The organism is Aliivibrio sp. 1S175, from assembly GCF_001690985.1.
Lineage (GTDB): Bacteria > Pseudomonadota > Gammaproteobacteria > Enterobacterales > Vibrionaceae > Aliivibrio.
In genome coordinates, this window is the sequence record NZ_MAJS01000011.1 from 112,385 (window position 1) to 127,327 (window position 14,943).

General features: G+C 43.2%; 10 protein-coding genes. 5 read left to right on the forward strand and 5 right to left on the reverse strand.

The features are described from left to right. Positions 1-179 precede the first annotated feature (179 nt). The 5 genes from A6E06_RS05770 to A6E06_RS05790 are packed head-to-tail and all read right to left on the reverse strand — an operon-like array spanning position 180 to position 7,464. Positions 180-1,409, reverse strand: coding sequence for a type III PLP-dependent enzyme (locus A6E06_RS05770; protein ID WP_065593130.1), 1,230 nt, complete (start codon positions 1,407-1,409; stop codon positions 180-182). Continuing rightward, positions 1,402-3,267, reverse strand: coding sequence for an IucA/IucC family siderophore biosynthesis protein (locus tag A6E06_RS05775; protein WP_065593129.1), 1,866 nt, complete (start codon positions 3,265-3,267; stop codon positions 1,402-1,404). The genes A6E06_RS05770 and A6E06_RS05775 overlap by 8 nt, the downstream gene beginning before the upstream one ends. Next, complete coding sequence (locus A6E06_RS05780; RefSeq protein ID WP_065593128.1) at positions 3,239-4,438, reverse strand: MFS transporter; 1,200 nt, start codon at positions 4,436-4,438, stop codon at positions 3,239-3,241. The genes A6E06_RS05775 and A6E06_RS05780 overlap by 29 nt, the downstream gene beginning before the upstream one ends. Positions 4,439-4,444: 6 nt before the next feature. Next, positions 4,445-6,256, reverse strand: a complete 1,812-nt coding sequence (locus tag A6E06_RS05785) for an IucA/IucC family protein (RefSeq protein WP_065593127.1) — start codon at positions 6,254-6,256, stop codon at positions 4,445-4,447. Continuing rightward, positions 6,253-7,464 (reverse strand): acetyl-CoA carboxylase biotin carboxylase subunit family protein, encoded by a 1,212-nt coding sequence (locus A6E06_RS05790; protein WP_065593126.1) that lies wholly within the window; start codon positions 7,462-7,464, stop codon positions 6,253-6,255. The genes A6E06_RS05785 and A6E06_RS05790 overlap by 4 nt, the downstream gene beginning before the upstream one ends. Before the next feature lie 237 nt (positions 7,465-7,701). On the opposite strand from A6E06_RS05790, the gene A6E06_RS05795 reads away from it, so the two are divergent. The 5 genes from A6E06_RS05795 (at position 7,702) to A6E06_RS05815 (ending at position 14,941) form a co-directional block, all read left to right on the forward strand. After that, positions 7,702-9,738 (forward strand): TonB-dependent siderophore receptor, encoded by a 2,037-nt coding sequence (locus tag A6E06_RS05795; RefSeq protein WP_045102245.1) that lies wholly within the window; start codon positions 7,702-7,704, stop codon positions 9,736-9,738. 39 nt (positions 9,739-9,777) lie between these two features. Beyond that, on the forward strand, positions 9,778-11,913 hold the full coding sequence (locus A6E06_RS05800) for a TonB-dependent siderophore receptor (protein ID WP_065593125.1): 2,136 nt from the start codon (positions 9,778-9,780) through the stop codon (positions 11,911-11,913). Between the two features lie 87 nt (positions 11,914-12,000). After that, the gene (locus A6E06_RS05805) at positions 12,001-12,924 is read left to right on the forward strand and encodes a Fe(3+) dicitrate ABC transporter substrate-binding protein (RefSeq protein WP_065593124.1); all 924 of its coding nucleotides are present in this window, start codon (positions 12,001-12,003) and stop codon (positions 12,922-12,924) included. Then, a complete protein-coding gene (locus A6E06_RS05810; protein WP_065593123.1) occupies positions 12,921-13,970 on the forward strand; it encodes an iron ABC transporter permease in 1,050 nt (349 codons plus the stop codon). The genes A6E06_RS05805 and A6E06_RS05810 overlap by 4 nt, the downstream gene beginning before the upstream one ends. Next, entirely contained in the window at positions 13,970-14,941 is a 972-nt protein-coding gene (locus A6E06_RS05815; protein ID WP_065593122.1) for an iron ABC transporter permease, read from the forward strand. Before A6E06_RS05810 ends, A6E06_RS05815 begins: the two co-directional genes overlap by 1 nt. Positions 14,942-14,943 lie beyond the last annotated feature (2 nt).

Sequence of the window (14,943 nt, forward strand, 5' to 3'; positions counted from 1 at the left end):
AGCTGTATGCTAAAGATGTTCCATTGGAATATCTACCTCAATAAGTTCTTTTTGATCTATCATGTATAATTAGATCGTTATGCAATATTCATTTTATATAAGGCGTTAATTGACTTGAGTTTATTAACGCCTTTTTCATTTAAGTTGTCTTTAACTCAGTTCCAGTGGATTTTTCGATGTTAAAAATCATGGAGCATAGAGGAGCGTTCAATAAAATGGAACACAGGAGGCTCGTGCATTAAAAAGTTTTGGTGTGAAATATTCCAGGCGTAAGCTCCTGCTAGAGAAAAGATCACATAATCACCGATGTCGATATGCTCAATATATTGATTTCGTGCTAGGACATCTTTTGGTGTACATAGCTGACCAACCAGCGTAGCCGTAGTATGACTTATCGAATGTGAAATTTCGGGTTGCAGGTTACTTTCCACAATCGAAAAAGGGTGATCATGGTTTTGTGCTGCGGGCGTGCGAAAGTGATGAGTACCGCCGCGTGCGATCACAAAATTCTCGCCAAGATTTTGTTTAATATCTAGCACTTCCATTACGTAGTAGCCACAAGATGCAGAGATGTAGCGTCCACACTCAAAACGCAGTGTCCAATCTTGTAGTTGTTCTTTGGCAATCAACAATTCCAATTTGTCACAAAACTCCATCCATGGAAAATGCTGTTTAGGATCTTGATAATTGATCCCCATTCCCCCGCCGAGATTAATTGTCAGTTCATCGAGTGAAAATGTATTTTTCCAAGAGTTCACCACTTGGAAATAACGTTGCATTAAGGCGAGGTGGCGTTTGACGTCAAGTTGGTGTGACATCAAATGGAAGTGGAAACCTTTTAGCTTTATTAAGGGGAAATCACGTAAGTATATCAGCGCATTGTTTAACTCATTCTCATCTAAACCAAACGGGGTCGGTTTTCCGCCCATGGCTAATTTACTAAGTGTGATATCACCAATGTCGATATTCATACGTAGGAAGATCGAGGCAGGGCGATTTAACTCCTTCGTCAGTATACCAATGCGTTGTAACTCTGTGAGGCTTTCTACATGAATTGCATCAACATTGAGTTCTATCGCTTGTTTTAATTCACTTGGCATTTTTCCCGGACCACCAAAAATTAGTGGTTGGTTGAGTTGTTGTTGGTGTAGGTGAGTAAGCTCTCCACCTGACGCCGCTTCAAAACCATCCACATAAGGAGCTAGAGTTCGTAATATTGGCGCAGAAGGGTTCGCTTTCGCGGCATAAAACAGCTCAACGTTTTTCGGTAAGACATGGCGCATCTGTTTGATATGCAGTTCTAATGCGTTAAGGTCATACAGATAAGCACACAGTGGTTGCATTTGTTGTTCTGCCAGTCGCTGAACTTCTTGCTGAATATGTGTAGGGAGCAGGCGAGAATTAGGCATGAGAACCTCCTTGCTTTTTTGTTGTCCAGGGCACCGAAACTAGAGTGTAGCCAGATTCTTTATCGGCATTTTTCATCAAACGTGTTGTGAAGTTATTTTTACTTGGGAAGTAGCCACCATTGAGTAATGCAATCAATTCGGGTTGTTTACCATTGATTGACTGCCAGCGAGTAATGGCGTCTTTTAATGCTTCCCATAATGCCTCTTCAAGTACTGAATTCCCCTCTGCGATAAAGAAAATAGCTTCACTAATGTTGTTAATGAAAGTGCAGTAACCGATACGATTCCAGCCTTGTTCACGGCTGTAGTAAACAGATTGACGAGCACAATCAGATAGTTGATGTAGAGTCTCTGGCGACCAAAACTCTGGCAGTAATTTGGTGCCTTCTAAGTCTCGAATCCATACACAGCATGGCATATCTTTTTCAAAACCAATCAACGTATTTTGTAAATGAGGTTCAAACGCCACACCATGCTTAAAGTAGTAGTTAAATATACCCGGGATCAAACAATGTAAATAGCGCTCGAACCACAATGTTGCCAAACTTTCATACTGGTTTTGTGTTGATTTTGCCTTATGTTTGAGTTGAGTAGCGATGCAACTGTTTCCGTCTTTGTCGTAGGCAAAGAGGGATCCGGCTAAAGTCGGTTGCAAGATATCAGTTTCACCCAAGGTGAAGTTTTCTCTATATAAAATACCAAATGATTCACGAGCTTTTATGATATCGCTATGTTGTTGCTCCGCGATAGACTCTAGATTTAATGTGGTGGCGTAAGGTTCTGTCATTACTTTAAATACAGGGTTGTGTAGCTGTTCGCTTTCTTTTATTGGATGAAGAATCGAGGTTAATTGAACCGCACTATCGAGTTCATACCATGCATTTTTACGTACACAGTTAGTCAAACGTACGTTGATAGAAAATTTAGCGAACCAATCCATATCAGGGTGATAAAGAGTGCGTACCGATGAGGTGGGTAAGAGCTTTTCACCACCTAAACCCAGAGGAGTAATTCTCCCTTGTTCGATAGCTCGTTTGACCGCAGGATTTTGTAAAAGGGTGTAATTTTCCCAAGGGTGGCAGGGGTAAAGCATGGTTGCCGCAGAATGACTCTTTTCTGGTGCGAGTTTCTCCAGCATTTTTTGTGGTGAAGTTCGATTGTCTGAGCTCAAGACATCGAGCAGCGCGGTATCGACTTCAAACCAATACAGAGGAACTTTAGCTCCAACCTCAGGGGAGCAAGAGAGTAAATCATCGATACTGATGCCTGAGCGACTCTTTGGCGTGGGATGAAAAGTATGCCCCCACAGCAATGATTGTTCTGATGCGATAAACGCATTGTGATACTGAGAGGTATTGCCTAAGTTGAGAAACTGTTCGGTGATCAACAAACTGTTTTCCATTTGTTCGACTAACTCGTGATTGAATGGAATCACTAACACTTGTTTTAGATAATTGAGTAGAAGTGTCAGAGTTTGCGTTGCATCCAGCTTGCACCAAGTTGTGCCGGGCATTTTAGCCCAAGGTGTATCACTGAGTTTTACTTTTCCCAGTTTGCTGATGTACTCAACGGGTAAAACCAACAAACCATTCTTCTGAGATTGGTTTTGGTGAGGTAAGTGAATAGCTACACGTTGATGAGCACAATAGTTTTTTTTCAGAGTCTGAGGCAGAGAGGCTGAGCTAAAGTGCCAATCGACTTGATTTTTCGGTATCGCGTATTCACGTAAATAGCAGTTAACCACACCCATAATAGTATTGATTTGGGCTTTTTCACGATTGAAAAGCATTTTTTTACGGCTTAAAAGTTCTGTGTTTTTAGCTGAATGTTCAGTCGGAAGTAATTGAGTGAATAACATTTTTATGTCCAAATTTAGAATGGATGATCAGTGCAATAACGGTACCGCCACTGACCAACGTAGAAAGTAAGAAAGGAACCTCAAGCCAACCTAAACTTGAGACGAAAGATGCACTTAACCCTGCTCCAACTCCGCCCCATTTAGACATGGCATCAAAGCGTGAAAACACTTTTCCGCTTTGTCGTCGATCAATTTGGTTTGCTAAAGCTTGGTGTAAGCCGTGATAGCAGCAGACCATGCCAAGGCCAAAGACAATGCGAGCAACAATCAACATTTCTTGATAAGAAATCAGATGCATTGCCGCGCTGAATGACAGCAAGATAAACCCTAGCCACAAAATACACTGTGGATGGTGTCGATTAATCAATTCTGAGAACAGATGAACTTTCCAAGCAAAGATCAAGTAGATACCATGTGGTAGAGCGTATAAAAAACCAATCCATGCTTGATTTGTCACGCCGTATTGCTGCACATAAGGTGAGAAATAAGGGAACGTGACTACCATGGCAAAAGCAAAACTAAATTGTGCACCGAATACCCAATAAAGGGCACTTAATGGTTGAACTTGAGTGCATTGCTCTTCATTAGATGATTGGTCTTTTTTAGTTTTTCTTTTTGCAAGGTGATCGGCTGGCAGTGTTAAGGTGATCGCTAGTGCCAATAAAGGCAAAGCGGAGAGCCAAAGATAGGCGTTAAGTGGGTTGGTTTCTGATAAACTCCAACCTAACCCAATCGGTGCAATGATTAACGCTAAACGGGCAGAAAGCTGAGTCTTATTTAGTGACTTACCCAGTGTTTTTACATCTTGAATTTGGCTAGATAAATAGCTATTTGAGGCAGCCATGGTGCCACCAAAGGTTCCTTGAACGACAAGACCAAACACAAACATCGTTAGGTTATCTGCTAAACCACACAGTGCGAAACCTGTTGCAAGTCCGAGTTGAGCACGCAATAAAGAGCGACGTCTGCCATATTTATCAGCAAATTGTCCCCAAAAACGAGCCGCCACAGCAGTGCAAAAGGTTGGTAGAATAAATAATATCCCCGCCCAATCGGTATCAATATTCGCGTCAAGTGTCGGTAAAACCATCGGTAAAAACAGAGGCATTCCCAAGGCTGCAAACGCCGCAATAAAGTGGCAGAGCAGCACGCAATAGATGAGTTTGGTCATGATGAATTAACTCACGCTCTGCTTGATGGTTTCAAGATAAGCGTGTTGTGCTTCTTCACTGGTAAGCAGCAAGAAATTTGGTGCCGACAAACCATAAAATTTATTGATATCGCTTGCGCCAGATGCTTCTTTTGATAATAAGCTGCCCGAACTTAATAAATACTTGGCGTACAGGTTTGGGGAGTCAAATAACATCTTGTGTGCGAGTGTGATGTCGTGCTCTTGGTTACCTAACTGGTAAAGTTGTTGTGAAAGACTGTTTGCGACCGTTGCATATAGCGAAGCCGAAGATGTAATTCCTTTCTCAGCCATTGCCTCCACAATTGCAGCTATGTCTAATTGCAAAGTAATAGTGGTAAACATCTGACCAAGAGCCAGTTCGTTGTCTACTATGATGCGATGATCTAGTAGTTGGTCGCACTTTACAGGAGAGTGCTGCTCAAACGCTTGGAAACGATCTGGCCAAATACGTGCGGCATCATTATCTTTCATAGCTAAGGTCATCTTACCTTGTTTATCAAAGGCGATGATGGCGTTTTGTTGATTCGATTCCAAGGCGATGCCGTAGCGGATCCACAACGTGAGGTGTACTTTGCACAACAGGTCAACATAATCCTTAAACCAAGCCAGTGTGTCGTGTTGATAATACTGATCGGAAAGATGCTCTAAGAATAAACGGCCATCAGGCATTGGACTGGCAAGAGCAGCAACTGGCACCAACGCTTTGTCTTGGAAGTGGCTCAGTGGATATTCACGTACGATGTAAGCGAAGGTTTTATCGTCTCCAACGTGGCCGCCGTGCTTCTCATTGCAATGAAAAAACGAGCCGTGTAAATCTTTATCATTTTGTTCTAAGTGTGTTAGCAAGCGTTCAAACCAGTGACCATCATAGAGCGTGGATGGCTTGATTAATCGGATGTTTTTGGTACCCAATGAGCGCATGATCAATGGCACTTTGATGTGGATATGTGGTGCTTGTTTTACGACTACGGTACGTACGGATAGGGTCGGAGTGACATCAAGGTACGCCAGAGGTGCTTCAATGACACCTTCTGGTAAAGAGGAGAGACTTTGCAGCGTTAGTGGATGCGCAGGGAATAGTTCATGGCTCAGAGAAAAATCTTCTGGAATTCCCACTTGTTCCATTGTCGGCCAGCATTCCGGTTGTGGGCAGGTCAAAGTAACGAGTGACTTTTCAATCGCAAGCCAACGAAGAGTAAAGCTTTGTGCAAACTCTGGTGCGTACTCTTTGAGGTCTTGATCGCTCAAACCAAACTTAGCGCGAGCTGTTGGGTAGTAAGGGTGATCGAGGTAGGACGCAATTTGATCAGCACGTAAGAGCTTTTGTTCCCAACGATCCAGACGCGAGATAGGCTGCATGAGTGATTGAGAATGTAGAGAGAAGGCTTCATCACACATACCTTTGTGTTTCTCTGCGCATTCGAGTTCTTGTAAGTAGCTATCTAGCAACGAGTGAGAGCTTTTGTCAGCACTTTCTTTTAGTAATTCAATCCAATCATGGTAATCCTGTTGCTGCTCAACACGGTCATTTCTCTCGATAAACCAACCATTACCGCCAGAACCATCTGGTTGTCCGTATACCCATCTTTGCATGTAATAACTCGGAGTGACGGGTAAGTAGAGTGTAAAATTCAAACCCGTAAAATTGAGCCATATTTGCGCGCGAGGATAGGAAGAGATATTGAGCTTACTTGGGATCTCAGTGTTAAATCTACTTCGAGACACTAATTCAAAGAGGTCTTCACGTAGGCAAGTGTCGATTAAGCGTTGAGTTAGGTATAAAGCGTTGTCGTTCATGCTGTCACCTCGCTGACTGATGTGAGATTAAAGCTAGATATTGCTTGTTGGCGTGTAAATTCTAAGGATTGCTCAGAAGGAGACACGATTGAAATTCTTGCTAAGTAATCTTTGTTGGAGAAGCTTTGTCGGAAAGTATCTCCCGCCTGTTTAAGCACTTGCTGCTGAGTGACGATATCGCCCTCTTGGTGAGTGAAAGAGGTTGATGTACCTTCAATAATTCCGTCTTGTTCTGCCACCACGTAATGTATATGTGCACTACCATTTATGTGGAATGCCCGATCAATTTTATTACCAAGATGAAGATTTAAGATGGTGGAGAACCAATTTCCACTGCTGAGGTTATCGAGTAAGAACTCTCGCCCATCGCCAATACTGCGATAGTTAATTTCGACTAATACTGGACCCAATTCAGTAATGATGAATTCGCTATGGCAAATGCCAAAACCAACGCCAAATGTTTGAAGCTGATTCACACACTCATCACGATATTGAATGCTATTGGGTCCATTCCAACTAGCCGCAGTCTCTATGAAATAAGGAGGAGCCGAAAGCTCTACATCGAATCCACCTAGAGCAATCAGTTGCTCGCCATCGCCCAAGGTTTCTACCGTAATAAGAGGTCCTTGTAGAAATTCTTCTATTAAGATCGGGGTCGTGGAGTGTTTTTGCCAAAACGCATCGCAATAGTTGTCTAGTTCAGCTTTATTGTTGCAGCGCTGAACATCTATGCTAGCGACACCTTCTTTAGGTTTAGCTACGACAGGGAAGGTCAATTCAAGTTCAAGCACGGTATCTCGATGTAACAGCGCACTCTGAGTGTTGGGCAGAGATTTTTCGCTTAATACTTGGCGGGTTAAATGTTTGTTCTTCGCTTTTAATGTGACGGTCCAATCTTTTGCGGGTACATCAAAAAATTGACCACAGATAGCCGTGGAGGTTTGCAGGTGGTCGCTGTTGCTAAAAATGGCATCTGGTTTCAGACCATTTTCGGTAATGATCTCTATGAGTTCAAGCGGATTGAATACATCACATTCCAGAACGGTATCAGGGTTGAATTGGTTATCTTCACTGGCCAATTTTAAATGGCTGAGCTTATGATCGGTGATCAAAACGACGTGAAGGCCCATCGCTTTTGCTACGGGTACGAAGCCGTGGATGATGGCATCATTCACGACATGACTTACGATTATCATTGTTGATTTCATGGGGTTTTCCTAGTTTTCCTAACGTTGTTACTGCCTGAATACAATCAGTATTTACTCAATTTTTTGGTAAGAATTTGTAATTATTATTTTATCTTATTGATTATCTTGTCATTAATTTCACACTCTGATTTATAAGGGAAATCAATATAAGACATAAAATTAATAGTTGCAAATACAAATGATATTTGTTTTCATTCGCGTATTGGTGGTGTTTTATAAACTGAAATGGAATTAGAAATGAACATGAAATTGACTTTATCTCCTCTTACTTTGGCTATTGGAGCTGCATTGGCCGCAACAGTCGTGACTCCTAATGTGTTGGCGGCAGAAGAGGTAACCACGAATGAAACGATGCTAGTTATTGGTCATCAATATGAAGGTTACGCCGAACATATGCCGCAATCGGGAACGAAAACGGATGTCGAGTGGTTAGATGTGCCGCAAGCCGTCTCTGTGGTTACTAAGACAGAAATACAAGACCGCGGTGCAGTGCGTTTAGTCGATGCTCTTGATGGTGTGGCTGGGGTAAATAATACCTTAGGTGAAGGGAGCCGAGACCAATTTGTGATTCGTGGTTTTGATGCGCTTAACGACATGTATCGCGATGGCATGCGTGATGACGGGACGCTGCAATCATATCGTAGCCTGGCTAATATCGAACGCGTTGAAGTGGTAAAAGGCCCTGCGGGTGCACTTTATGGCCGAGGCTCTGCTGGAGGCATTATTAACTTGGTGACTAAGCGGGCTAACGGCGATAATTTTACCAGCGTTAACGGCAGCGTTGGCAGTAATAGTCAATTTGTTGGGCAGATCGATAACTCAATGGCAATTACAGATAAGGTCAATGGTCGGATCAACGTGGAATATCGACAAGCGGACTCTTATGTCGACCATGTTGACTCTAATGACTTTTTTATTGCTCCTACTATTCGAGTATTGCCTGCTGAAGGTCATGTTATTGATTTAGATGTTGAATACGCGCATCAAGAGTTGGTGCCATATCGTGGTGTACCATCGAAAAACGGTAAGCCTGTCGATGTTTCGAGCAGTACTTTCTTTGGTGGAACGAACGATTATCAAGAATCGGACAATATTCGACTTGCGGTTAATTACGAGTGGCAATTGAGTAATAATTGGATATGGACAAACCGTGCATCCTATAGCCATATCGAATTAGAGCAAAAAGGCACACGTCAGGGCACAGTAACAGGAGATAAAGTTTCTCAAACCGTTAACAATTTTGGCTATGACCCTCGTACCACTACGACGGTGCAATCGGAATTAGTTTGGGAAACAGAATCTAACCAAATGATGATCGGTGCCGATTATAATCAAATTAATATCGATCTCACATTGGCAAGTGATAAAACGCTTCCGCCGAAAGATATTTACGATCCTGTCGTTGGTCCAACGCCTGATCCGGGTTTTAAACCTTTCCGTGATAATACGACAACGACGACTGGCGTTTATATTCAAGATGTTTACACCTTTGGGGATCTTTCTGTAATTGGTAATGTTCGCTACGACTCTATGGATCTTGAACAGCAAAAAGCGGGAGCAGCAAAAGAGAACTTAGACGATAACAAAATGAGTTACCGTGCAGGGTTGGTCTACCGCCTCAACGATGATATGTCAGTGTACGCAAGCATGGCTCGTTCATGGCAGCTACCTTACTCTGGCATTTATATTAATCCTAAATTAGCAGAGTTTTTCCATACCGATCTGAAAGAAGTGGGCGCAAAAGCTTACTTATTAGACGATGCGTTGATGTTAAACGCAGCGATCTTCCAAATTGATCAAGAACAACCACAAACCAATGTGGACGGAGATGTTATCAACAAGATTGAAGCCCGTCATCAAGGTATTGAGTTGGAAGCGCGCGGTCAGTTTACAGATAAGTGGGATATTTCGGTGGGATACAGCTACCTAGATGCGGAAGATAAAGAAACAGGTAAAAAACCGAATGATGTTTCTGATCACCTGTTCTCACTTTGGAGTACTTATCAATTAGGTGACAACTGGCGATTGGGTGGTGGTGTGAAATACGTAGGTGACCGTTATGCGGGTAATGATGAAGCTGTAGCTTTAGGCGATTACACCACCGTCGATTTGATGGCAGCATACACTACAGGCCGTCACAAAATCCAAGCGAATGCTTATAACGTGTTGAATGAGGAATATATTCTGGGTGCGACGAATGGCAAGTCTGGTTTGAATCAGATCGGTTACGGTGCGCCAGCAGAATTCATGCTTAGTTACGGATACCAGTTCTAAAATCATTGCCCTTAACCTGCTTATATATAGGAGATTTTCATGTTTTACCAGAATTTGGACGGTAAACTTCAAATACAACCCCAAGTACAATTTAAGCTGCGCCTGAGTGTACTTGCGGCAGCCATCGCATCAGTAACTTCCATGAATGCATTCGCTGCATCAGAACCTAAAACGACAACTATGGAAACGATTGTCGTGACTGCGAGTTTAATCGATAACTCAGAAGTCGAGGATGTGAAAGAGTATCCGGGAGCTCGTACTGTTCTTACTAATGAGCAAATTAAAAAGACCGCTGCGCGCTCTATTGATTCAGCATTTCAAAGCGTTCCTGGAATTAAAGTTCAAGATGAAACTGGCACGGGTGTTCTACCTAACATCTCGGTGCGCGGCTTAAAAGCAAGCCGCAGTGGTCATGCTCAATTTCTAATGGATGGTGTCCCACTAACGTTGGCACCTTATGGTCACCCCGGACAGTCGATTTTCCCTGCAACACTGTCTATGCTTGACCGAATAGATATTGTACGTGGCGGTGCTGCCGTACAGTACGGACCGAACAACGTTGGTGGTGTGATCAACTTGGTGACAAAGCCTATCCCAAACTCTTGGGAAACTGAAATCAGTAATCGCCTCACTGTATTTGAAGATGGTGATACACCACTTAACGATTTTTATTTGCGCACCGGTGGTTGGTTAACAGATACGCTTGCATTACAACTAGAAGGTAACTTTTTAAAAGGCGAAAGTTTCCGTGAACACTCTGATACTGAGGTAAAAAACTTCCAAGCTAAAGTGCAATGGCTGATGAGTGATACTCAGGAACTACAAGCTTTCATTCAGCGCTATGATGCCGACACGCAAATGCCAGGAGCGCTATCACCAGAAGATTATAAGAATGATCGAACTCAATCAAAACGACCTTATGACGAGTACCAAGGCTCATCAACGCGTTGGAGCGTGAAATACCTGCAAGACTTGAATATTGCGGATAGCGCTGAATTGGAAGTGCTGACATTTGGTCATAATTCTGAACGATTCTTCCAATGGGGGTTTAATGGCGCGGGTGGTCATTGGGCGGATCCAGCATTACCCTCAACCGATATTCGTACTTCACCGCGTGAGTTTACCGTTTATGGTGTAGAACCTAAATTAGCGATGTACTTTGACAGCAACACAGTGACGCAAAACTTAATTGTGGGTGCGCGCTACGTCAATGAAAATATCGATTACAAGCTGACTCAAACTCCAATTGCGGGTGGTGCGACAAGTGTACCTCGTGATTGGCATCTTGATACCGATGCTTTTGCAGGTTACATCAGCAATGAAATTGGCCTATTTAATGATGCATTAAAGGTAACGCCGGGCATCCGCTACGAGTCAGTTGATATGAAATTCGATGATCTGGGTAAAGCGCAGAGTACAGATAATAAGGTAACAGAATGGTTGCCGGGTTTAACGGTGGCGTACCATCTAACGGAACAATGGGTCGGTTATGTTAACGCACAGAAGTCTTTGCGTGCACCACAAATTGCTTATATCCGTGGTTTAGGTGAAAAGGGCAGTGAACTGGCATGGAACTATGAACTGGGTGCTCGTTACAATCAAGATTCAACCAGTTTTAGTGCAGCACTTTATCGCATTGATTTTAAAGATCAGTTGCAATGGCAAAGTGCGACGCAAACTTTTGATAATATTGGTAAAACGCTTCACCAAGGTATTGAAATTTCTGGTCGTTATATTCCCCAAAAACTTCAAGCTCTGAGCTTAGGTGCTAGCTATAACTACTTGGATGCGACTATGGAAGAAGATGGCACAAATAAAGGCAATCAACTTCCTTACACATCTAAACACCAACTGAATTGGGATGCAACTTACGCCTTTATGGGGGTAGACACTACGCTATCTGGTTACTATTTCAGTGAGGCTTACTCTGATAATGCGAACACAAGCGCTGAGGATGCAACGGGTGCGAAAGGTAAAGTACCTGCCTACATGGTATGGAATTTCAATCTAGGTTCCGATTTATATAAGGATGAAAATGGCAAGCTACGCATGAATGTCGCGGTGAACAACCTGCTTGATGAGGATTACTATTTCCGTGGTATTGATACTAGCCCTGTAGGTCGTTATCCCGCTCCAGGACGATCTTACACTTTGGATCTAAATTACCAGTTTTAGAGCGTAACTAATTGAAACTAAATATAAATAAAAGTCGCCAATAATAATTGGTGACTTTAACCGCTTTAGTGTTAAGGAAAATTAAATATGAAAAACAATTCTCGATTCTTGTCATTGAACGGATTGGTGGTAATTTTCACTTCATTATTTTTCAGCTTGCTCTCATTTTCGAGTTCAGCAAGCTCGCGAGTAATACAAGACGAGCAAGGTCAGTTTGAGATCGCCACAACGCCACAACGTATTGTCGTGTTGGAATTTTCATTTGTGGATGCCTTAGCTGCTGTGGGGGTTTCTCCTGTTGGTGTGGCTGACGACAATGATGCTTCGCGAGTGATTCCTGCGGTGCGTGAATTGATTCAACCATGGAAATCGGTTGGTATGCGTTCTCAACCGAGCTTAGAAGCCATTGCAGTATTAAAGCCCGAGCTGATCATTGCTGATGCTGAGCGCCATCGTACGGTCTATCAAGATTTACAACGCATCGCGCCTACACTACTGTTAAAAAGCCGAGGTGAGACTTATCAAGAGAATTTGAAGTCCGCACTCAAGATTGGAATAGCTGTTGATAGGCAATCAGAGATGGAGCTGAGAATTCAACAGCATCAACAGGCGATGGCTGACTTCAAAAGTCATTTTTCCCTTAAGGAAACCATCCAATTTGCGGTGGTGTCGGACAAAGGTATGTGGTTACATAGCCCTGCCTCTTACGCAGGAGGAGTGCTCACCGCATTGGGCATTGCCAGTCCACTTGTTGCATCAACAGAAAAAGCGTATTTACCAACCAGTTTTGAGTTATTACTGAAAACCAACCCAGATTGGCTACTTCTAGGGGCTTATTCTCATCCGAATATTGTCGACGATTGGCGAAAAAATTCGCTATTTAATGCACTAACATCGGAGAAAAAGAAACAACTTGTCGAGGTTTCACCAGAGCTTTGGTCATTGAATCGAGGTATGTTGGCTGCTGAGCAAATAGCTCGAAATCTTGAGCAGATTTTGGATCGATCATGAGCTCTTTGCTGCTTTCTGGTAGTAAACTTGATATTAAGAACCAACGTCAGTCGATACTTCAGTGGCGAGGGCTCTTGTTTACGATGCTGGTATCGAGCCTAGCGCTCTCTGGTTACATGGCTTCTATGTTGGGGTGGTCTAATTTCTCGCTAACGTTTAATGATTTGATTCAGTACTGGTTTACGTTTGATGAAAGTAATATGACTCATCAAATCTTAGCGACATTAAGAGCGCCAAGAGCTTACGCAGGATTATTGATTGGGGCGAGTTTGGCTGTTTCGGGGTTATTGATGCAGGGATTAACGCGTAACCCGCTCGCGTCTCCTTCGATTCTCGGGATTAACGCTGGTGCCGCTTGTTTTATGGCGTTAGCCGCAATTGGTATACCTTTGGTTAGTGCAATCAATCCAATCCTTAATGCCGTTTGTGGTGCGTTATTAAGTGGTGTTACCGTGATGCTTCTCGGGGGATTTTTTTCTTCTCGTTCACATCCTTTACGTTTGATTCTGGCTGGTATTGCCATCAGCGCATTACTTGTTAGTTTAACGCGAGCGGCACTGATCCTTGCTGATGATATGGCTTATAGCGTGTTGCACTGGCTTACAGGCTCATTGTCTAGTGTGAACTCTGAACAATGGCAGCAGCTTTGGCCGCCAGTATTGATTGGTTTGATATTAGCAATGAGTCTTGCTCGTAACCTTAATTTGTTGGCTCTTGGAGAAGAAGTTGCCGTTGGATTGGGGAGCAACATTTGGCTTACTCGTATTGTTAGCGGAATGACTATTGTGCTACTTGCTGGTTCGAGTGTTGCTATTGCTGGGCCTATTGGTTTTGTGGGTTTATTAGTCCCTCATCTTGTTAGGCCTATAGTGGGTCATAATTACCATTTACTTATTCCAATTTCCGCATTGGTTGGCGCAGCGTTGGTGGCATGGTCAGATGCGTTATCACGAGCAATTGCTTTTCCAACTGAAACGCCGGTTGGTGTTATTACCGCCTTGCTTGGAACGCCTTGTTTTATTTTGATTGCGACGAGGAGGTCATGATGATTCGCCAGACGAAGATTCTCTTGTTGTTTGGAGTGCTAGTGATAGTGGCATCCACAGGTTTGTTTATTGGTGCAGCTTCACTTTCTGTATCTCAAGTTGTTGAACATTTAATAACATTTTCCAATGACGATTTTATTATTCATCAATACCGATTTCCACGTATGTTGCTTGCCATTGGTGTGGGAGCAGGGTTAGGGCTCTCTGGCGTATTAGTTCAAGGAGTGATACGTAATCCGCTAGCATCCCCTGATCTAATGGGTATCAGTGCAGGAGCTGGACTTGCCGCGACAGCGAGTTTAGTTTTGTTTCCTAATGCACCAGTTAGTATGCTTCCTCTGATTGCAATGTTCGGTGGGGTTTTCGCCGCTGTGCTGATTGCAGCACTGGCATGGTGGACAAAACCAACCCCTGCAAAATTAGCGTTAATTGGTATTGCAGTGAGTGCATTTCTTGCTAGTAGCATCGACTTCTTACTTGTCACTAATCCCATTGAGATCAACACGGCGATGGTATGGCTAACAGGTAGCCTTTGGGGGCGAAACTGGCAACAAGTGCCCTTTATTTGGAGTGCATTACTCTTGCTATTGCCAATCGCGTTTTGGTTGGCTTGGCGTTTGGATGTGATGGGACTTGGGGAAGAAAGTGCGACAACACTTGGTACTAAACCAAAACAGATACAGGCTTTCGCGTTGTTGGCCGCAGTATTACTTGCCAGTATCAGTGTTTCGGTTGCAGGGACGATCAGTTTTGTGGGTTTATTAGCTCCTCATTTAGCTCGTTTATTATTTGGACACAATCATAAATTATTGGTCCCTAGCTCTGCATTGTTAGGCGCGATTCTAGTGACTTGTGCTGACGGACTGGCAAGAGGATTACAACCACCGATTGAACTGCCTGCTGGTGTACTTACCTCTGTGATTGGCGCGCCTTATTTCATCTTTCTTATTTATCGTTATCGAGGTTGGTAACC